The sequence below is a fragment of the Xanthomonas sp. NCPPB 4037 genome (assembly GCF_041475695.2).
Taxonomy (GTDB): Bacteria; Pseudomonadota; Gammaproteobacteria; order Xanthomonadales; family Xanthomonadaceae; genus Xanthomonas; species Xanthomonas campestris.
Window position 1 is genome coordinate 3,719,435 of the sequence record NZ_CM191261.1, and the last position, 21,802, is coordinate 3,741,236.

Here is a 21,802-nt window from a genome sequence, read left to right on the forward strand (position 1 = left end):
GCCGTGATCCTGGCCACCGACCTGGATGGCACCTTCCTGGCCGGCTCCGCAGAACACCGTCACCAGCTGTATCGCCTGGTCGACCAGCATCCCGAGATCCGCCTGATCTTCATTACCGGGCGCGGACTCGAAGCGGTGATGCCCTTGCTCACCGACCCCACCATTCCCCGGCCCGACTATGTGGTGTGCGACGTGGGTGCCACCGTGGTGGACGGCCACACGCTGCAACCGTTGCAGCCCCTGCAATCGATGATCGATGCGCACTGGCCCGGGGAGCAGGTGGTGGCCCAGGCGATGCGCGCATTCCCGCAATTGCAGCGCCAGGACGTGCCGCAGGAGCGCCGCTGCTCGTATTTCTGCGATCCGCACACGTTGGCGCCGCTGCGTGCGCAGATCGAGCAGACCGCACGCGCGCTCGGTTGCGACGTGCTGTATTCGGCCGACCGCTATCTGGACATTCTGCCGCCGGACACCGACAAGGGCCGCACCCTGGGGGCGTTGGCACGCCAGCTGGAGCTGCCGCGCGAGCGCATCCTGGTCGCTGGCGACACGCTCAACGATCTCTCCATGTATCTGGCCGGTTTCCGCGGCGTCTGCGTGGGCGATTCGGAAGCGGCCTTGACGCAGGCCACTGCGCAACTGGAGGCGACCTATCACGCCAGTGCGCCCGGGTGCGGCGGCATCCTGGAGGCGATTGCGCACTTCGGCCTGCTTGCCGACGACGACCCGCACGTGCCGGCGGTGCAGGCCCCACGCAAGGGCGGCGCCGAGCTGGTGATGGTCTATCACCGCCTGCCGTATGACGAAGTGGTCGAGCACGGCGAGCTGGTGCGCCGCGCGCCGCGCTCGCCCAACGGCATCATTCCCTCGCTGCTGAGCTTCTTCGAAGGCGGCCAGCGCGGCTCGTGGGTGGCCTGGAGCGTGGACGACCCCAGGCGCGGGCCATTCCAGACCCACACCGAGGTGGATGCGCAGCGCTACCCCACCCTCACCGCCGCACGCGTGCCGCTGAGCAAGAGCGAGGTGGACATCTTCTACAAGCGGTTTTCCAAGGAAGCGTTCTGGCCGATGTTGCACGTGTTCTGGGAACGCGCGCGCTTCCGCGAGGACGACTGGCAGGTATTTCTTGCGGTCAACCGCAAGTTTGCACAGGCCACCTCGGCCGAGGCCGCGCACGGCGCCACGGTATGGATCCATGACTACAACCTGTGGATGGTGCCGGCGTACCTGCGCGAGCTGCGGCCGGATCTGAAGATCGCCTTCTTCCATCACACCTACTTCCCCTCGGCCGACGTGTTCAACGTGGTGCCATGGCGGCGCGAGATCATCGGCAGCCTGATGTGCTGCGATTACGTGGGCTTCCATATCCCGCGCCAGGTGGAGAACTTCGTGGACGTGGTGCGCGGCGTGATGCCGGTGGAACGGCTGGCGCAGGAAAGCTGCGCGCCACGGTTTCTCACCTACGGCTGCGCGGTGGGCCTGGACACCATGACCACCTGCCTGCGTGTGGCCGATCGCGACGTGGCGCTGGGCGCGCATCCGGTGGGCACCGACCTGCGCCGCATTCGCGCGGCGCTGAGCAAGCCGGACGTGCGCAACGACATCTTCAAGCTACGCCGCGAGATCGGTGCGCGCAAGCTGGTGTTGTCGGTGGAGCGGCTGGATTACACCAAGGGCACGCTGGCGAAACTGGAGGCGTTCGAGCGCCTGCTCGACAGCCAGCCGCAGCTGCTGGGCAAGGTCACCTTGCTGATGGTGTGCGTGCCGGCGGCGCGCGAGATGACCATCTACCGCACCTTGCAGACGCAGATCGAACAGGCGGTGGGCCGCATCAACGGGCGGTTCTCGCGGCTGGACTGGACGCCGGTGCGCTTCTTCGCACAGGCGCTGCCGTTCGAGCAGGTAGTGGCGCATTACGCCGCGGCGCAGGTGATGTGGATCACGCCGCTGCGTGACGGCTTGAATCTGGTGGCCAAGGAGTTCGTGGCGGTGCAAGGCATCGAAGGCGGCAGCGGCGTGCTGGTGCTGAGCGAATTTGCCGGCGCGGCTGCAGAACTCAAAGGCGCAGTGCTCACCAACCCGCACGACCCGGCCGATCTGGCGGCCGGCCTGTTGCAGGCACTGGCGATGCCCGATGACGAAGCGGCCGGGCGCCTGCGGCAGCTGTACGACAGCGTGGAGTACTACAACATCGACCATTGGGGGCGCGACTTCCTGGACGCGGTGGCACGTAGCCGTGGCGCACATGCCCGTGTGCCCTTGGCGGCGGCCAGCACGGTGGCCGAGCCGGTCGCCTAGGCGCGCACCGGCGCGCGCGCTGCAACACGCGCAGTCACACAGCAACGCCCGGGTCCTCCGGGCGTTGCTGTGTGGAGACAAGCGTGACGCTGGCCCATCGGCAGCGCGGTCATGATCACGCAACGCAAGCGCGGCAGGCTGGGTGTTCTCCCCCCTGCCCGTGGATTGCAATGGATTCGACGTCCTCCTCGCGCGTGCGCCACCCGGCCACGCTGGCCCTGCTGCTGGTTCCGCTCGCCCTGCCCGCCTACGCCCAGCAAATGCCCGACGGCGCCGCGTCGACACCGGCAGCGGCCGAACCAGACGGCGGCGCGCAGGTGTCCACGCTGGACCAGGTGCAGGTGGTGGGCCAGGCGATGACGTATTCCAAGACCACGGTGAGCAAGGAAATGCTGGACCGCCAGTTCGTGCTGGGCAGCGTCAACGACGCGCTCAACGAACTGCCCGGCGTGGTGGTGACCGAAGCCGATGCGTTCGGCTCGTCCGATTGGGGCACCCAGATCAGCATGCGCGGCTTCGTCAGCAACCGCGATACGCAGCAGATTGGCACCACCATCGACGGCGTGCCCAACGGCGGCTCGGCCTACGGCGGCGGCTCCAAGGCGAACCGCTTCATCGACATGCCGGATCTGGAAACCGTGGAAGTGAGCCAGGGCACCGCCGATATCGCCTCGCGCTCCAACGAAGCGCTGGGCGGCACCTTGAACTACCTCACCGGCGAGCCGCTCGAAGAACAGCGCGTGCGCGTGATCGGCGGCATCGGCGACAACCAGGCGCGCAAGTATTACGCGCGCTACGACACCGGCCTGCTTGGGGGCAATACCCGTGCCTGGGTCAGCGGCTCATCGGCGCGCAATGACGACTGGATCGACGGCAGCGGCCACACCCGCCGCGATCATCTGGCCGGCAAGTTCGTCAGCAGCTTGGACAAGTGGACCTTGAGCGGCTATCTGTCCTACGACGATGCCGACGAATCCGAATACACCAGCGTGACGCCCGAGCAGTTCGCGCGCGATCCCGAACACGACCTGCTGACCGGCACGCTCACCGGCATTCCGTACCTGGACCAGAACTACCGCTCCGGCTCCCGCGCATTGCGCGAGAACACCTTCGGCTATCTGCGCGGCGCCTTCGATGGCGGCAACGGCTTCAAGACCACGCTCACCGGCTACGCGCATCGCATGCAAGGCCGCGGCGACTGGATTCCGCCGTACCTGGTGGACGTCACCAACGACGGCGCGGGCGCGCCGGAATCGGAGGCGCGCGGCGGCAACACCGTGTATGCCGGCAGCGACCTGGGCAAGCTGTATTACCTCATCCCGGGCGGCGCGGCGGCGACGCAGCTGGCCGGTTGCGCCGGCAGCGATGCGGTCCCGGCCGAGTCCAACCCGGCCTGCTATCCGGCAGGTTCGGTACCGGTGCAGTCGTATCGCCATAGCCATTACGACAATCACCGCGCCGGTGCCATGGCCGATGTGGAATGGCGCCACGACCTGGGCCCGATCGACAACACCGTACGCGCCGGCGCCTGGCTGGAGCGCTACGACCGCAGCGTCACCCGCGACTGGCATCGCCTGCTCAATGTCGGCACCAACATCAGCTTCGACCATCAGCCGTACTGGGTGCAGTTCAAGGACAACTACCAGACCGACGAACAGATGTATTACGTCGAAGATGTGATGCGGTACGGTGCGTTTGCCTGGCGCGTGGGCGTCAAGCAGTTCTTCGTCGACCAAACCCGCGACCGCCGCATCGGCGATGCGCAGCATGTGGAATCGGACGCGCATTCGGACCCGCTGCTCTCAGCCGGCCTGACCTGGACCACGCCGGTGCAGGGGCTGGAAGCCTTCGCCGGCTATTCGCAGAACTTCGCGGCGATTCCGTCCGGCGTACTGGGCGAGACCGACCCGGTCGCGCTCAGCCGCGTGCAACCGGAAACCGCCGACAACATCGAACTGGGCCTGCGCATCAGCCGCTGGCCGTTGACCGGCAGCATCACGCTGTACGACATCCGCTTCGACAACCGCATCGTGTACGTGCCGGCCAACTTCGTCAGCGGCATCGACTACCTGGGCGAAACCGATGGCGTGTACGAAAACTTCGGCGGCGTGCATGCGCGCGGCGTGGAAGCGGCCCTGGGCTACGGCTGGGACAACGGCTGGCGCCTCAACGGTGCCTACACCTACAACAAGGCCGATTACCTGGGCAGTGGCGATGCCGCGCGCGACACCGCGCTGGAGATCACCCCCGGTGCGCAGGTGATCGGCCAACCACGCAACACGCTGGTGGTGTCGGCCGATTGGCGCGGCGATGCCTGGCGTTTCGGCGTCTCCGGCCGCTACCTGGGCAAGCGCTATCTGGATGCCTCCAACCGCGCCGCGCTCAATGGCGTGACCACCTTCGATGCCAATCTCGGCCTGGAACTGTCGCAGCTTTCCGCGCAGCTCAAGGGCATGCAGGTGGCGCTCAATGTCAGCAACCTCACCGACAAGCGCTACCTGGAAGGCGTGGATGGCAGCGACAGCGCGTTCATTGCCGCGCCGCGCACGCTGGGGCTGACCTTGACGCTGGATCTTTGAGGCCGAAGCACTGCGCTGGAATAGATGCCGGGCGCGTCGTGCGTTGGCGCCCGGCAGTGTTCCGGACATGCGGGTTGATGGCGGGATCGTCACTCTGCCGGTGTCACGGACTAACGGCCTCACCTGTGACTGCATGCAGGGGTGGCGGCTTTTCGGAGTACGGACGGCTTGGTTAATGGCATGACACCACGCGCTGCTGGCACCGTTCGTCCGCATGCAACACGCGCAACGACGCATCGCTGAGACGTCGAATGGCTGCACACGCACTCCTGCAGGATCGGGCCGCTGCCGCAGCGTGCGTGGGCAAGCATTCGCCTTCCCACTCGGGCACCATCGCTGCTCAGCCGCGCGCAGCGGCCGCATCCACTGATGCAGCAATCGCCCTCCAAGGATCAACCCAGCAGGTGACGCAATGATCGATCTTCCTCGCCGCCGCATGCTGCAGGCCGGCCTTGCCGGTGGTGCTTCCACCTTGCTGCCGAGCATCGCGCGGGCCGCGGCCATCGCACCGGACCGCCGCAGCGGCACGCTGGAAGACCTGCAGCATGTGGTGATTCTGATGCAGGAAAACCGCGCGTTCGATCATTACTTCGGCAGCCTGCCGGGCGTCCGTGGCTTCGGCGACCGCTTTCCGATTCCCGCACCACCGCTGCCGGGCGCGCCTGCGCGTACCGTGTGGCTGCAACCCAGCGAGGACGGCCGCCAATGGCTGGCACCGTTCGCGCTGGATACCGCAGCGCAGTTCGGCTACATGCGCGTGCAGGGTACGCCGCATAGCTGGGTGGACGCGCAGCGCGCCTGGGATCACGGCCGGCTCGGCAACTGGCCGGCGGCCAAGCACAATCACGCGCTGGGGTATTACCGCCGCGCGGACATTCCGTTCCAGTTCGCGCTGGCCGATGCGTTCACCATCTGCGATGCGTACCACGCCGCGATCCAGACCGGCACCAACTCCAACCGCGTGTTCCTGTGGACCGGCGGCAACGATCCGCAGGCGCGCGCCGGTGGGCCGGTGATCGGCAACTCGCACGACAACTTTCCCGCGCTGGGTGGGTTCGCCGAGCCCTATCGCTGGACCACGTATGTGGAACAGTTGCAGCGCGCCGGCGTGTCGTGGCAGATCTACCAGGACATGCGCGACAACTTCACCGACAACCCGCTGGCCGGCTTCGACGTCTTCCGCCAGGCCTACAACCAGACACCCGGCCACGATGCGCAGCTGCGCGCGCGTGGGGTGAGCACGCGTGGCGTGGAGCAACTGCGCGAAGACGTCATCGGCGGGCGCCTGCCGTCGGTGAGTTTCATCATTGCCGATGCCGCCGGCAGCGAACATCCCGACCCCTCCAGCCCGGCCCAGGGCGCGGCCTATACCGCGCGCGTGCTGGATGCGCTCACCGCCGATCCACAGGTGTGGAGCCGCACGGCCTTGCTGCTGATGTTCGACGAGAACGATGGCTTCTTCGACCACGTGCCGCCGCCGGCGCCGCCTTCGCCGGACCCACGTGCGGCCGGCGGGTTCGCCGGTGCGTCGAGCATCGCCACCGACGACGAGTATCACCGCCATCCGGCGCCGGGCGAGCAGAAGGTGGACCTGCCGGAGTTGCGCGGGCGCCCATACGGCCTGGGCCCGCGCGTGCCGCTGTACGTACTCTCGCCCTGGAGCCGCGGCGGCTGGGTGGATTCGCAGGTCTACGACCACACCTCGGTGCTGCGCCTGCTGGAGCGGCGCTTCGGCGTGCCCTGCACTGCAATTACCCCGTGGCGGCGCGCGGTGTGTGGCGATCTCACCGCGGCGTTCGATTTCAGCCGCACGGACACGCGCCCGTTCGTCGGCACGCTGCCGGATATCAGTGCCACCGCCACGCGCGCCGCCGCCCTGCACCAACACACGTTGCCGCCGCTGCCGCCCACCTTGCAGCCACCGGAGCAAGCTTTCGGCCTCCGGCGTTCGCGCGCGGTGCCGTATCGCCCCCGCGTGCAACTCGATGTCGTGCAGGCCCGCGGCGACGTGGTGTTGCGCATGGCCAATGCCGGCGCGGCCGCCGTGCTGCACGTCTACGACCGCTACGACCTGGCCGCGATTCCGCGCCGCTACACCATCGGCGCCGATGCGCCGCTGGACGGCACCTGGACGACCTACGACGGCCGCTACGACCTGTGGGTCCTCGGTCCGAACGGGTTCCATCGCCATTACCGCGGCGATGTGGGCGTCGTTCCCTTGATCGCCGATGTTGTGCAAGACCCCGAAGATGCACAGGCGCTCCGCCTGACGCTGTACAACCCCGGCAGCGTGCCGGTCGCGGTCACGCTGCAACCGGCCGCGTATGCCAACGCGCAACCGCGCGAGGGTGCCACCATCGCGCCCGGGCAGCGTCACCAGCGCAGCTGGAGCGCCGCGGCCACCGGCGGCTGGTACGACCTGTGGATCGAACACGACGGCGCACACCAACGCCTGGCCGGCCGCATCGAAACCGGAGCAGACAGCGTCAGCGACCCGGCCATGGGCGGAGCGGCACGGCTGTATCAGGACCACCCCGTCGCGATCGGCGCGCTCGGCTGAGCGCTGCGGCTTTCTGTCGTGCGTTGGCCACACGCGAAGACGCAGCCCGACGCACGCGGCGTGCGCGCGGCCGCGCGCCGCATCGTTCACGGCGCGCTGACCGTGCCCAGCATGCCGATCGTCCCCAGCCAGGTTTCCACCAGGTGCGGCCACTGCGCGATCGGCAGGTTGCCTGCGCGCAGACCGAAGGCGTGCCCACCTTCGGCGTACAGATGCATTTCCGCCGGCACGCCAGCCCGCTTGAGGGCCACGTAGTAGGCCAGTGACTGGCTGACGCCATCCACCTCGTCGTCCTCAGCCTGCAGCAGGAAGGTGGGTGGCGTGTCGGCGGTCACGGTGATGTCCGGCCGCAGCGCCAGATGCGTTGGATCACGCTTGGCGTGATCTGCGTCCTCGTGCGCCCACAGATGGCCCGGATAGACCGCAATGGCAAAGTCCGGGCGGCAGGACTGTGCGTCGGCCGCGTCGACCGATGGGTACGTGCGCCGAGTGAAATGCGTACTCACCGCAGCCACGAGGTGGCCACCGGCGGAAAATCCGATGACGCCGACCCTGCGCGGGTCCACGCCCCAGTCGTCGGCATGCTGGCGCACCAGACCCAGTGCGCGCTGCGCATCCTGCAAGGCCGTCTGCACCTTGGGGTAATAGCGGCCGCCATTGGTCCAGGTCGGCCCCGAATTCGGGACGCGGTACTTGAGCAGCACGCAGGTGATGCCGCGCCCACTCAACCAATCGCATATGTCGGTGCCTTCCAGGTCCATGGCCAGCACCTGGTAGCCGCCACCGGGAAACACCACCACCGCCGCGCCGGTGTTCTGCCCCTTGGCGGTATAGACCGTGATCGTCGGGCGGCTGACATCGCCCACCTTGGTCCAGGGGCGCTTGCCCTCGCCGGCGCCGACCGATTCCGGCCGTGGGTGAGGCAACGCGTCAGGCACCACGGTCGGCCAGAGCGGCATCTGGACGTGGCCAGGCGGCGGCAGCCAGACGCGCGCCGGCGCCACGGCGGGAGCGAGCAGCAACGCCAGCGCCGCAGTCCGGGCAACACGAAGCCAGTGCATTGTCGACCTCCGAAATTGAAGTGGAGCGGAAACATCCTGGCGCTCACGGGGTGCTGTCACCCCGCCGCTCCAGAAACGTGGAGAAGGTGGCTTCGCTGACGTGGTGCTCGATGCCTTCGGCATCTCCCGCATGCGCAGCGGATCGCCTCAGGCGCGCGTCGCTCCCCACGCCGCGATGGCGTGTGTTGCAGTCGACACGCGGCGCGGACGCATCACGCGATGTAGGTGCACCAAGCCGCCGCGGCTGCGCTGGCCGCCGCGCTCAACCCACGAGGTCGCGTACCGCTTCCGCCACCGCCTTCAACGCGGCGTCGCGGCCGGCCGCATCGACGGTGGCACCGTTGAGATACGCGGTCAGCAGCAACGGCGCCGCGCGCCCAGGCGGCCAGATGATCGCAATGTCGTTACGGGTGTCGGTGCCATTGCTGCCGGTCTTGTCGCCGATCTTCCAGTCGCGCGGCAGGCCGGCGCGCAGGCAATCGTCGCCGGTGCGGTTGTCGATCATCCAGGCGGTGAGCTGTTTGCGCGACGCCGGTTGCAGCGCATCGCCAAGCAGCAGCGTGCGCAAGGTCGCGGCCATCGCCGCCGGCGTGGTGGTGTCGCGCGGCTCGCCTGAGGCGAACCCGTTCATCTCCGGCTCGAGGCGGTCACTGCGGGTCTTCGTATCACCGATCCCGCGCAGGAAGCGGGTCAGGCCCGGCGGGTCGCCGATCAACGGAAACAGCAGGTTGGCGGCCGGGTTGTCGCTATGGATCATCGTGGCCTGGCACAACTCGGCCACGCTCAGTGAGCCACCGAGGTGGCGCTCGGTGACCGGCGCATGCTCGAGCATGTCGGAGGCGCGGATCTTGATCTGTTGCGTCAACCGCAGCTCCCCCTTGTCCACCCGCTGCAGCACCGCCGCAGCCAATACAAATTTGAAGGTGCTGCACATTGGAAAGCGCTCGTTCTCGCGCTGGCCGATGTGCCAGCCGGTGTCGCTGTTGAGCAGGCTTATGCCCAGGCGGCCGCCGGTGCCGCGTTGGATCTCGGCCCATTTATATCGCAACTCCGCGATCGGGGAGGCCGCCAGACTGACCGCCTGACTGGGTTTGGACGCCGCAATCAGCACGCTTGCGCCGGTCATGGACAGGAACTGCCGTCGGTTCAACATGGCGCTGCCTCCTTGAGGGAGCCCGCAGTATCGGGGCCGGCGCGCTGGCCGACCACCGCAATGTTTCGATCCCTGGCATGAATTGAACTAATCTCTTGGCATGCCCAGACCGCGTCTCCCGCTCAATGCCCTGCGCGCGTTCGAGGCCGCCGCGCGCCATCAGAACCTGACCCGCGCGGCCGGCGAGCTGTGCGTCAGCCAGGCCGCGCTCAGCCACCAGATCAAGGCGCTGGAACAGCAACTGGGCACCAGCCTGTTCCATCGCCTGCCGCGCGGGGTGGCGCTCACCGACGAGGGCGCCGCGCTGGCGCCGGTGCTGGGCGACGCATTCAACCGCATTGCCGCCACGCTGGAGCGCTTTGCCGGCGGACGTTATCGCGAGGTGCTCAGCGTGGGCGTAGTGGCGACGTTTGCCACCGGCTGGTTGCTGCCGCGCGTGGCCGCCTTCCACGCGGCACATCCGGACATCGAACTGCGCCTGTCGACCCACAACAATCGGGTGGATCTGGCTGGCGAAGGGCTGGACCTGGCAATCCGCTTCGGCGACGGCGACTGGCAGGGGCAGATTGCGCATGCCGTGATGGAGGCGCCATTTGCGCCGGTATGCGCCCCGGCGATGGCGCGTGCCCTGCACACGCCTGCCGATCTGGCCCACGTGCCGTTGCTGCGTTCGTACCGGCCGGACGAATGGGCACAGTGGTTTCGTGCTGCCGGCACCTCGGAGGTGCCTGCGCGTGGCGCGATGTTTGATTCGTCGCTGGCACTGGCCAGTGCGGCCGCGGCTGGCGCTGGTGTGGCGTTGTTGCCGCTGCGCTTGTTTGCCCAGGACCTGGGCGCGGGGCGATTGGCCTGCCCATTTCCGATCGAGATCGATGCGGGGCGCTATTGGTTGACCCGGTTGCGCTCGCGGCCGGAAAGCGACGCCGAAGCCCGGCTGCGCGCCTGGTTGCTGGCCGAACAACAGCGCGCCGATTGAGCGGCGTCGCCGCGTGCCGCGTTCAACGACGCGCGGACGCCTTCCCCACCTGCAACGCAAAGTGGCGAAACGCTTCGTACTGCGCCCTGTCGGCGAACCAGTGCGGAGCGAACAGCTCGAACAAGCGGTCGTTGTGATAGAGCAACAGCACGCGCTCGTTTTCGCGACAGCGGATGTAATCGGACCAGGGACGGCGCAGATGCCCGTCTGCCCAGGTGATGTCCAGCCCGGTGTCGTCCCAGGCATAGGTGTAGGTGTGCCGCAGCGCGGCCTGCTGCGCATGCAGGCGCTTGATCTTTCGTGGCAAGCCCCAGACGTGCAACAACGCCAGGCCGATCAAGCCACCGCCGCCTGCGCCGATCAACACCGGCCCGATGATGTCGCCGGCCCCGATCAGTTGAAGCAAACCCATCCCGATCAGCAGCAGGACCACCAGCACTACGATCAACCGCTTGGCCGTATGCCGCGCATGCAACCGCTGCGCGGCCAGATGATCTTCCAGGCTGATGGTGGCACTGATCATGTTCGCGACATCCGTGTAGTTGGCGCGCTGCGCATCGTAACGCCTGCGCGTTACGCGCCGTCCAGCAACTCCATCCAGGCCGCTTCGGCAGCGGCCAGCTGCTGCGCGGTGGTTTCGCGCTCACGGCCCAATACCGCCATCTTGTCGGCATCTGGATAGTTGGCCGGGTTGGCGAGCTGCCGGTCCAGGTCCGCCAACGCGGCTTCCAGTTCGCCCACGCGCTTTTCGGCGCTGGCCAACTTGTGCGGGTTGACGGCCTTTTTCGGCGGCAGTGGCTTGGTCGGCGGTGGCGGGGTCGGTGCCACTTCGGCCATCTTCTGCTTGGTGCCCTGCGCGGCCGGGCGGCTGCGCAACCAGGCGGCGTATTCGTCCAGGTCGCCATCGAACGGCTCGACCACGCCATCGGCCACGCGCCAGAAACTGTCGCAGACCAGGCCGATCAGATGGCGGTCGTGCGAGACCATCACGATCGCGCCTTCGAAGTCGCTCAGCGCCTCGGCCAGGGCCTCGCGCATTTCCAGATCCAAGTGGTTGGTCGGTTCGTCGAGCAGCAGCACGTTCGGCTGCTGCCAGGCGATCAGCGCCAGCGCCAGACGCGCGCGCTCGCCACCGGAGAAGCCATCCACCACTTCAAACGCGCGGTCGCCGGCGAAATTCCATTTACCCAGGAAATCGCGGAACGCCTGATTGGAACCGTCCGGCGACAGATCGCGGAAGTGGTCCATCGGCGACTGGCCTTCGTGCAGCGATTCCACCGTGTGCTGGGCGAAGTAGCCGATGCGCAGGTCCGGGTGCGCACTGCGCTCGCCCGACAGCGGTGCAAGCTCACCGACCAGTGTTTTGACCAGCGTCGACTTACCCGCGCCATTGGGCCCCAGCAACCCGATCCGGTCGCCCGCCTCGAGCCCGAATCCAACATCGTGCAGCACGGTAATCGCATCGCTGGACCCACGTTTTTGCGATTCCCCATTCTCGATTGCCGATTCCCGCGGCGCAGCCGCATACCCGGCATCCAGATGATTCAGCCGGATCAACGAAAACGGCAGCCGATTGGGCTGGGCGAACTGGATGCGGAATTCGCGCTCGGCGCGCACCGCCTCGGTGCCGGCCATCTTGGCCAGGCGCTTCATGCGGCTCTGCGCCTGGGTGGCCTTGCTGGCCTGCGCCTTGAAGCGGTCGATGAAGCTCTGCAGATGCGCGCGCTCGGCCTGTTCCTTGTCGTGCGCAATCTGCTGCTGACGCAGGTGCTCGATGCGCTGGCGCTCGAAATCGGTGTAGCCGCCGACGTACAGCTTGGCGGTACCGCCGTGCAGGTGCAGCGTGTGGGTGGCCACGTTGTCCAGGAACTCGCGGTCATGGCTGATCAGCAGCAAGGTGCCCGGGTACTTGAGCAGCCACTGCTCCAGCCACAGCACCGCGTCCATGTCCAAGTGGTTGGTCGGTTCGTCCAGCAGCAGCAGGTCGCTGGGCATCATCAGCGCGCGCGCCAGGTTCAGCCGCACCCGCCAGCCGCCGGAGAACGAGGACACCGCGCGATGGTGGGTATCGGCCGGGAAGCCCAGGCCGTGCAGCAGCTTGCCAGCGCGCGCTTCGGCGTCATAGGCGCCCAGTTCGGCCATGGTCTGGTGCGCATTGGCCACCGCTTCCCAGTCTTCGCGCGCGGTCGCCTCGGCTTCCTTCTGCAGGATGGCGGACACCTCGATGTCGCCGCCGAGCACGAACGACAGCGCCGGGTCGGGCAAGGACGGGGTTTCCTGCGAGACACTGGCGGTGCGCACCTTGCCGGGCAGGTCGACGTCGCCCTTGTCGGCTTCCAGCTCGCCCTTGACCGCGGCAAACAGGCTGGACTTGCCAGTGCCGTTGCGGCCCACCACACCGACGCGGTAGCCGGCATGCATGGTCAGGTCGACGTTGGACAGCAGCAGACGCTCGCCGCGTCGCATGGAGAAGTTGCGCAGGGAAATCATTGATGGACAGTCCGATAGAACGAAAAGGAATGAGCAGATGAGCAGCATTCCTGCGACGCCATTCTAGCGTTAACGAATAATTAGCGCCTTCAGGTTGGCTGCGGCAGTCTTCGCCTTGCCGCGACCCCGGCCTGCCTAGCCTTGCTGGTCCCGCCAGGGCCCTCGTTTTGGAGTTGTCATGAATACCCCGCTGTCCACGCTTGCGACCGCCATCGTCGCCGCGCTGCTTGCCTCCCCCGCCCTCGCCCAGAACGCCCCGGCGGCCACCGCCAACACCCTGGACACGGTCATCGTCACCGGTACCCGCGTGTCCGACCGCACCGTGGCCGAGTCGCAATCGCCCATCGACATCATCAGCGCCGAGTCGCTGCAGGCCACCGGCACCTCCGAGCTGGCCACCGCGCTGGCGCGTGCGCTGCCCTCGCTGAACTTCCCACGCCCGGCGTTGAGCGATGGCACCAGCGCGATCCGCCCTGCGCAGCTGCGCGGGCTCTCGCCCGACCAGGTGCTGGTGCTGGTCAATGGCAAGCGCCGCCACACCTCGTCGCTGCTCAACCTCAACGGCACCATCGGCCGCGGCGCCGCGGCAGTGGATCTGAACACCATTCCGGTCGCGGCCATCGCACGCGTGGAAGTGCTGCGTGACGGCGCGTCGGCGCAATACGGCTCCGACGCCATCGCCGGCGTGGTCAACATCGTGCTCAAGGGCGCGGAAACGGGCGGCAGCCTGCAGGCCGGGTTCGGCCAGTATTCGGCCGGCGACGGCAGCAACTACGAGTTGTCCGGCGACACCGGCGTGGCCTATGGCGGCGACCGCGGCTGGCTGCACGTGGCCGCCCAGCTCAACCAGCAGGACCCGACCGACCGCGCCCGCGCCTACGCCGGCGCACCCAGCGCCTCGCAGCCCGCCGTTGGCCAGAAGGCCTTCAAGATCGGCGACCCCGACGTCAACGCACAGTCGGTGTCGGCCAACACCGAATTCAACTTCAGCGACAGCATCACCGGCTACGCATTCGCCACCGCGAGCAACCGCGACATCACCTCGTTCGCGTTCTACCGCGCGCCGGGCAGCACCACGCAGAACATCCTGTCGATCTATCCGCAGGGCTTCCTGCCGGAAATCCAGACCTACGCCAAGGACCGCTCCCTGGTCGCCGGCGTGCGCGGCTCCACCGCCAGCGGCTGGGACTGGGATGCCAGCTACAACTACGGCTACAACAAGATCGACTTCCACACCCGCAACACGCTCAACGTGAGCCTGGGGCCGACCTCGCCCACGTCGCTCTATGACGGCGCGCTGGAAACCACGCAAAACATCGTCAACCTCGACGTCAAGCGCGGGTTCGATTGGGGCCTGGCGTATCCGGTCACAGTGGCGTTCGGCGCCGAATACCGCAACGAGAAGTGGAACCAGTCGCCGGGCGAAGTGGGCTCCTATTTCCAGAGCGGCACGCTGGCCGGTGGCGCGCAGGGCTTCGGTGGGTTTGCACCGAGTGTGTCCGGGCAGTACTCGCGCGACAGCTACGCGCTGTATGCCGACATCGAAGCCGACTTCACCGACAAGTTCTCCGCCGGCCTGGCCGGGCGCTACGAGGACTACAGCGATTTCGGCAGCCAGGCATCGGGCAAGTTGTCGGCGCGCTATGCGTTCACCGACAAGGTCGCCTTGCGCGGCACGGTGTCGTCGGGCTTCCGCGCGCCGTCGCTGGCGCAGCAGTATTTCCAGTCCACCAGCACCACCTTCCTGGCCGGCAATCCGAACCCGTTCGAGATCCGCACCTTCCCGGCGGACAGCACGGTGGCACGCGCGCTCGGCGCCGAGCCGCTGGATGCGGAGACCTCGCTCTCCTACAGCCTGGGCCTGGTGTTGCAGCCGACCGACGCGCTGTACGTCACCGTGGATGGGTACCAGATCGATGTGGACGACCGCATCGTGCTGTCCTCCAACCTCACCGGTACCGGCGTGCGTTCGCTGTTGGAATCGCAAGGCATCTTCGGCATCAACGGCGGCCGTTACTTCACCAATGCGGTGGACACGCGCACCCGCGGCGTCGACGTGGTGGGCAGCTACCGCTGGCAGCTCGCCGCCAGCAGCATCGACCTGACCGCCGGCTACAACTATTCGGAAACCGAGGTGCGCAGCGTGGCCGCCAACCCGGCCGCGTTGTCGGCCAACGGGTTGAGCCTGGAACGCATCGACCGCACCGAACGTGGCCGCATCGAAGAAGGCTTCCCGCGCGACAAGTTCCTGATCAACGGCAGCTGGAATCTGGAGCACTGGACACTGGCGCTGGGTGCCACGCGTTACGGCGAATACACCACGCGCCCGGCCGCGGCGATCAACGATCAGACCTTCGGCGCCAGGTGGGTGGTGGATGCCTCGGCCAGCTACAAGATCGACCGCTGGACGCTCACCCTGGGTGCGGACAACCTGCTGGACGAGTACCCGGACGAGAACAACTTCGCCAACTCCACCAGCGGGCAATTCCCGTACAGCAATCTGTCGCCGTTCGGTTTCAACGGTGCCTACGTGTACGGCCGCATCAACTACCGCTGGTAAGCCTTGCCACACTGCAAAACGCACACGCCCCGGCCTGCCCGGGGCGTGTGCGTTCTGGGCCGCTGGCGGCTACTCCCTGCTGCTTTGTTTGCGGCATGGCGTGGCTGCCGGAGGCCTCAACGCCGGGTGAAGGGTTTCCCGCCTCGGCAGTGCTATCACGTGCGCTCCTGTCATGTGGAGCGCTCTGATGGAAACAGCACACTTGTCGCGTGGACGCTTGATCGATCACCTGCATCTGGTGGTGCAGGACCTGCAGGCAAGCCGGCGCTTTTACGGTGCGGTGCTCGATGTCCTGGGCGTGCCTTTGGGCGGCGAAGGCGAGGGATTCTTCTGGGCCGACGAGCTGTTCGTGTCCGATCGCCACACCGTTGCCCAGGGCGAACTCACCGGCCGCCATCACCTGGCCTTCCAGGCACACGATGTGGCGATGGTGCACGCCTTCCATGCCGCCGCACTCGCACACGGTGGCCGTGACAACGGCGCGCCGGGCGTGCGCCCGTATCACCCGAGTTATTACGCTGCGTTTGTGCTCGACCCTGATGGCAACAACATCGAGGCGGTCTTCCATGGTCCTGCGCAACGCAGTGCGGAGGCGGTGCAGATCACCTACTGATGCCGAAGTTTCATAACTGGTATTCATTGTCCAACATGGTGCAAACCAGGCCGCACCATTGCAGGTGTGGTGCAAGCAACGCATCACTTTGGTGCACGATGACAACGATGGCAGGAGCACGTCATCGATGACAGTTACTTGCGCAACGTAACCAAAATTTGACATGTGGTTACGCGTGGTTAATGGTTGGGAACGCACCGCAGCTGCCGCAACGGACGCGGCCCGGGAAGGGGGCCCCTGCGATGCATCCGTTCCCCACTCGGAGTTGTCACCGCATGAATTGCAAGACCAGTCCACTCGCTGTTGCCGTTGTTCTTGCACTCTCGTTTTCCGCTTCAACCGCCGTCGCACAGTCGCAGGCGCCTACCCAGAAGACCCTCGACACGCTGATCGTGACCGGTACGCGCGTGGCCGATCGCACCGTGGCCGAATCGGCCTCGCCGATCGACATCATTTCGCCGCAGGCACTGGAATCCACCGGCACCACCGAGCTGGCCACCGCGCTGTCGCGCGCGATCCCCTCGCTGAATTTCCCCCGCCCGGCCATCTCCGATGGTTCGGATGCAGTGCGCCCTGCGCAGCTGCGCGGCCTGTCACCCGATCAGGTGCTGGTGCTGGTCAACGGCAAGCGCTATCACAGCACCGCGCTGATCAACCTCAATGACACCCAGGGGCGCGGCTCCTCGCCCGCCGACCTCAACACCATTCCGATCGCCGCCGTGGAGCGCATCGAAGTGCTGCGTGATGGCGCATCGGCGCAATACGGCTCGGATGCGATTGCCGGCGTGATCAACATCGTGCTCAAGGGCAGCGGCGAAGGCGGCAGCGTCAATGGCCGCTATGGCAAGTACAGCGCCGGCGACGGCGAGCAGTATCAGTTGTCCGGCGATGCCGGCTTCAGCTTTGCCGGTACCGGCAAGGTGCACCTGGCCGCGCAGGCCGGGCATTCGGATCAGACCAACCGCGCGCTGCCGTTCCAGGGCCGCGTGGAGCAGCGCTACGGCGATCCCGAGATCGACCAGGGCGCGGTGTCGTTCAACGGCGAATACAGCCCCACCGATTACCTGACCTTCTACTCATTCGGCATGGTCAGCCGGCGCGAAGTGCTCTCCAACGGCTACTTCCGCTTTGCCGGCGACAACCGCAACCGCCCGGAAATCTACCCGGACGGCTTCCTGCCGCAGATCTACAATGTCAGCAAGGACGTCTCGTGGGTGGGCGGTTTGAAGACCTCCACCGAAGGCGGCCTGAACATCGATCTGAGCTACAACTACGGCCAGAACAACCTCACCTTCGATGTGCGCAACAGCTTGAACAACAGCTTAGGGCTGACCAGCCCCACCGACTTCCATGCCGGTACGCTGGAAGTCACCCAGAACGTGCTCAACGCCGACTTCACCAAGACGCTCGACTGGGGCCTGGCCTACCCGGTTACGCTCGCCTTCGGCGCGGAATGGCGCGGCGAGAAGTTCAACCAGTCGCCCGGTGATGCGGCGTCTTCGGCCAATGGCGGCATTCCCTCGGCCAACGGCGCGCTGATTCCTGGTGCGCAGGTGTTTCCGGGCTTCAAGCTCTCCGATGCCGGCTACTACAACCGCAACAGCCACTCGGCCTATGTGGACCTGGAAGCGGATCTCACCGAAAAGCTGTCGGCCGGGCTGGCCGGGCGCTATGAGAAGTACAGCGACTTCGGCGACACCGCCACCGGCAAGCTGTCGCTGCGTTACGCGTTCACCGACAAGGTGGCGCTGCGTGCCACCGCCTCCACCGGCTTCCGCGCACCGTCGCTGCAGCAGCAGAACTTCCAGTCGATTGCCACGCAGTTCCTCAACGTGGCGCAGCCCAATGGCGGCGTGTCGGCGATTCCGTTCGAGATCGGCACCTTCCGTACCGACAACCCGGCCGCCATCGCGCTCGGTGCCGAACCGCTCAAGGCCGAAGAGTCCAAGAACTACGGCCTGGGCGTGGTGTTGCAGCCGGTGGAGAATCTCTACATCACCGTCGATGCGTACCGCATCGATATCGATGACCGCATCGTGCTGTCGGAGAACCTCACCTCCATCGCGGCGCGCAACTACCTGCAGGCCAATGGCTTCCCGGGGATCGGCGGCGGTCGCTACTTCACCAATGCGGTGGACACCAAGACCCAGGGCGTGGACGCGGTCGGCACCTACCGCTGGAACCTGGACAGCGGCAGCGTCGAGCTGACCACCGGCTACAACTACAACAAGACCGAGGTCGAACAGATCGCGGCCAATCCGCCCGCGCTGGAAGCCATCGATCCGGGCGCGGTGCGCATCGGCCGTGCAGAGCTCGGCCGCATCACCGAAGGCACGCCGCGCGACAAGTTCTTCCTGGGCGGCACCTGGTCGCCGGGCAACTGGTCGTTCACCGGCACCGCCACGCGTTGGGGCGAATTCACCACCTTCGGCACCAACGCCGGCAGCGACCAGACCTATGCAGCGAAGTGGACGCTGGACCTGGCCGCCTCCTACAAGCTGGGTAGCTGGAACTTCACCGTCGGTGGCGACAACGTGCTCAACGAATATCCGGACCGTCAGGAAGCCGGCCTGGGCACGCGGACCTACCTGCCCTACAGCAGCGCCTCGCCGTTCGGTTTCAACGGCGCCTTGGTGTACGCCAACGTGAACTACAAGTGGTAAATCACTAGGACAGCCGGCAACGCCTCCTCGCGGTGGCGTTGCCGGTGCTCCATCGCGGTATCCGCCCCGGCGTCTCGGGCAACGACGCGCCGGGGTGACTCCTCATTCGCTGCATTGATCGGCCTGCAGCCGCGCCCTTTCCCGGCGCGGCCACTGCGGCGACCAGCGCACCTGCATTGACTGCACCTGCCCCACGCAAGGACGAACGGCGCCATCGCTGCGGTGCAGTGCAACTGCCCGCCGCTGTCGCGCTCCTGCATGCCGCATGGCCGTGCGTTTGCTACCTCATCCCTTTCCCCCCCTGCTTCCCTTTCCTCCTGAGCGCCTCATCCCATGCACACGTCCACGTCTCTTTCGATTGCGGTTTCCATCGCGCTGGCCGCCAGCGCGTTCGCCGGTACCGCGCAGGCACAGCAGCCGCCCCCACAGAAAACCCTCGACACCTTGATCGTCACCGGCACGCGCGTGAGCGACCGCACCGTGGCCGAATCCGAATCGCCGATCGACATCATCACCGAGCAGTCGTTGCAGGCCACCGGTGCGACCGATATCGCCACCGCGCTCGGCAAGCTGCTGCCGTCCTTGAACTTCCCGCGCCCGGCCATTTCCGACGGTAACGATGCCGCGCGCCCGGCCACGCTGCGCGGCCTGTCGCCGGATGCGGTGCTGGTGCTGGTGGATGGCAAGCGCTATCACACCTCTGCGCTGATCAACTACAACCCGTATGTCGGGCGCGGCTCGGCGCCGGCCGACCTCAACTCGCTGCCGATGTCGGCGGTGGCGCGCATCGAAGTGCTGCGTGATGGCGCCTCGGCGCAATACGGCTCCGATGCGATCGCCGGCGTGGTCAACATCGTGCTCAAGCACGGTGCCAAGACCGGCGACAACAGCGTGTCGGTCAACGGTGGTTTCATGGACAAGGGCGACGGCGAGCAGAACGGTATCGACGGCTCGGTCGGCATGGGCTTCGGCGGCACCGGCGGCGATACCGCGCCAGGCTGGGTGCGGCTGTCGTGGAACTACCAGAACACCATGAGCACCAACCGCGGCGAAAACACCAACCGCGCCACCACCGTGCCCGGCACGCCCAATCCAGGTGGCGTGCCGTACCAGCGCCACGGCGACCCGAAGTCCACGTTCTACCAGGGCCTGGCCGCGTTCGGCTACGAGTTCTCGCCGAACCTGGAACTGTACGGCCACTTCAGTGCCAGCCGCCGCGAGGTGACCTCCAACGGCTATTACCGCGCCGCCGACAACCCCGCGCGCAATGTGCCCTCGATCTATCCGAACGGCTTCCTGCCGCAGATCTACAACCCGGTCAACGATCGCTCGGCAGTGCTCGGCATCAAGGGCAGCACCGAGAGCGAGTGGAACTGGGATCTGTCGGCGTCGTACGGCAAGAACGACATGAGCTTCAACATCCTCAACAGCATCAACACCAACCTGTTCTACACCACCGGTGCATCGCCGACCAACTTCAACTCCGGTGGCTTCGAAACCCAGCAGGGCACGGTGAATCTGGACATCAGCCGCGCGTTCGATTGGGGTCTGGCGTATCCGGTCAATGTCGCTTTCGGCGCCGAGCATCGCCAGGACCGCTACCGCATCACCGCCGGCTCGCCGGATTCGTATTTCTTCGATCCCAACACCATCAATCCGGCCGATGGCGCGCCCTACCCCGGCGGCGCGCAGGTGTTCTCCGGGTTGGAGCCGTCGGTGGCGGGCAAGTTCGGCCGGCATAGCAACGCGGTCTACGCCAACCTGGAAGCCAACCTCACCGAGAAGCTCTCCGGCGGTATCGCCGGGCGCTATGAAAACTACAGCGATGCCGGCGCCACGCGTTCGGGCAAGCTGTCGGCGCGTTATGCCTTCACCGACACCTTCTCGCTGCGCGGCACGATCTCCAACGGCTTCCGCGCACCGTCGCTGGCCCAACAGAACTACGCCTCGGTGGTGACGCTGATCCAGAACGGCGAGCTGGTGCAGGTGGGCACCTACCGCACCTCCGACCCGGTGGCACTGGCGCTGGGCGCACGCCCGCTGAGCCCGGAAAAATCCAGCAACTATGGCCTGGGCGGCGTCTGGCAGCCCACTGCCAATTTCACCTCCAGCCTGGACGTGTACCAGATCCGCATCTGGGACCAGATCCTGTATTCGGACCAGTTGCAATTGGCGCAGCCGATCGGCCAGGTGGCCGCGGTGCAGTTCTTCGTCAACGGTGCCACCAGCCGCACGCGCGGCGTGGACTGGGTCAACAGCTACATCGCCGATCTGGGCGAGCTGGGCCAGCTGACCCTGGGTGCCAGCGCCAACTACAACAAGACCACCATCCTGGAGTTGTCCAACCCCAACTTCGGCCGCGCCAGCCAGGGCCTGCTCACCGATGCCACGCCGCGCACCAAGTACATGGCCTCGGCGGATTGGGCGATCGGTGGGTTCACGCTCAACGGCAACGCCACGCGTTACGGCTCCATCAAACGCATCAGCGACCCGGTCGACGGCAGCCAGGACCAGACCTATGACGCACGCTGGATCCTGAACCTGTCCGCCAGCCAGACCTGGAACGCCTTCACCTTCACCGTGGGCGCGGACAACCTCACCAACCAGTACCCGACCAAGGCGCAGCTGACCACCGCCTACGACGACCGTGCCGGCGGCCTGCAGTATTCCTCGCTGTCCCCGTTCGGCTTCAACGGCCGTTACTGGTATGGCCGGGTGACTTACCGGTTTTGATCGAGCTCGCAGACCGAAGGGCCTGCGCGCGGTGTGCATGCGCAACGCGCGCTAGGTCTTAGCGACTCAAGACGCCTGCGTCGATCGCGATGGCGACCAACGCATGCATGCAACAG

The 21,802-nt window shown here is 66.6% G+C and carries 12 protein-coding genes; 8 read left to right on the top strand and 4 right to left on the bottom strand.

Annotation, left to right across the window (positions count from 1 at the left end):
• The first annotated feature begins 3 nt into the window (after positions 1–3).
• The 3 genes from ggpS to ACCQ01_RS16560 all read left to right on the top strand — a co-directional run bounded on the left by ggpS (position 4) and on the right by ACCQ01_RS16560 (position 7,437).
• Entirely contained in the window at positions 4–2,298 is a 2,295-nt protein-coding gene (gene ggpS / locus ACCQ01_RS16550) for a glucosylglycerol-phosphate synthase (RefSeq protein ID WP_228431894.1), read from the top strand.
• Positions 2,299–2,468: 170 nt separating this feature from the next.
• On the top strand, positions 2,469–4,877 hold the full coding sequence (locus tag ACCQ01_RS16555; RefSeq protein ID WP_228431893.1) for a TonB-dependent receptor: 2,409 nt from the start codon (positions 2,469–2,471) through the stop codon (positions 4,875–4,877).
• Between the two features lie 412 nt (positions 4,878–5,289).
• A complete protein-coding gene (locus tag ACCQ01_RS16560; RefSeq protein WP_228431892.1) occupies positions 5,290–7,437 on the top strand; it encodes a phosphocholine-specific phospholipase C in 2,148 nt (715 codons plus the stop codon).
• 86 nt (positions 7,438–7,523) lie between these two features.
• Here ACCQ01_RS16560 and ACCQ01_RS16565 read toward each other — a convergent pair whose 3' ends face one another.
• Together ACCQ01_RS16565 and bla are read right to left on the bottom strand one after the other, a co-directional pair.
• A complete protein-coding gene (locus tag ACCQ01_RS16565; RefSeq protein WP_228431891.1) occupies positions 7,524–8,498 on the bottom strand; it encodes an alpha/beta hydrolase in 975 nt (324 codons plus the stop codon).
• Between the two features lie 262 nt (positions 8,499–8,760).
• The gene (gene bla, locus ACCQ01_RS16570; protein ID WP_228431890.1) at positions 8,761–9,651 is read right to left on the bottom strand and encodes a class A beta-lactamase; all 891 of its coding nucleotides are present in this window, start codon (positions 9,649–9,651) and stop codon (positions 8,761–8,763) included.
• A 100-nt stretch (positions 9,652–9,751) separates the two neighbouring features.
• Here bla and ampR point away from each other — a divergent pair, with 100 nt between their 5' ends.
• Positions 9,752–10,627: a LysR family transcriptional regulator AmpR gene (gene ampR / locus ACCQ01_RS16575; RefSeq protein WP_228431889.1), complete on the top strand. Its 876-nt coding sequence runs from the start codon at positions 9,752–9,754 to the stop codon at positions 10,625–10,627.
• Positions 10,628–10,649: 22 nt separating this feature from the next.
• On the opposite strand, the gene ACCQ01_RS16580 is transcribed toward ampR, so the two are convergent.
• Positions 10,650–11,150 (bottom strand): YcxB family protein, encoded by a 501-nt coding sequence (locus tag ACCQ01_RS16580; protein ID WP_228431888.1) that lies wholly within the window; start codon positions 11,148–11,150, stop codon positions 10,650–10,652.
• A 50-nt stretch (positions 11,151–11,200) separates the two neighbouring features.
• Positions 11,201–13,117: an ABC-F family ATP-binding cassette domain-containing protein gene (locus tag ACCQ01_RS16585; RefSeq protein ID WP_076037016.1), complete on the bottom strand. Its 1,917-nt coding sequence runs from the start codon at positions 13,115–13,117 to the stop codon at positions 11,201–11,203.
• 178 nt (positions 13,118–13,295) lie between these two features.
• On the opposite strand from ACCQ01_RS16585, the gene ACCQ01_RS16590 reads away from it, so the two are divergent.
• The 4 genes from ACCQ01_RS16590 to ACCQ01_RS16605 all read left to right on the top strand — a co-directional run bounded on the left by ACCQ01_RS16590 (position 13,296) and on the right by ACCQ01_RS16605 (position 21,686).
• Entirely contained in the window at positions 13,296–15,677 is a 2,382-nt protein-coding gene (locus ACCQ01_RS16590; RefSeq protein WP_228431887.1) for a TonB-dependent receptor plug domain-containing protein, read from the top strand.
• Positions 15,678–15,864: 187 nt separating this feature from the next.
• A complete protein-coding gene (locus tag ACCQ01_RS16595) occupies positions 15,865–16,290 on the top strand; it encodes a VOC family protein (protein WP_228431886.1) in 426 nt (141 codons plus the stop codon).
• A 275-nt stretch (positions 16,291–16,565) separates the two neighbouring features.
• Positions 16,566–18,953, top strand: coding sequence for a TonB-dependent receptor plug domain-containing protein (locus ACCQ01_RS16600; protein WP_050911348.1), 2,388 nt, complete (start codon positions 16,566–16,568; stop codon positions 18,951–18,953).
• Between the two features lie 333 nt (positions 18,954–19,286).
• Positions 19,287–21,686, top strand: coding sequence for a TonB-dependent receptor plug domain-containing protein (locus tag ACCQ01_RS16605; protein ID WP_228431885.1), 2,400 nt, complete (start codon positions 19,287–19,289; stop codon positions 21,684–21,686).
• Positions 21,687–21,802 lie beyond the last annotated feature (116 nt).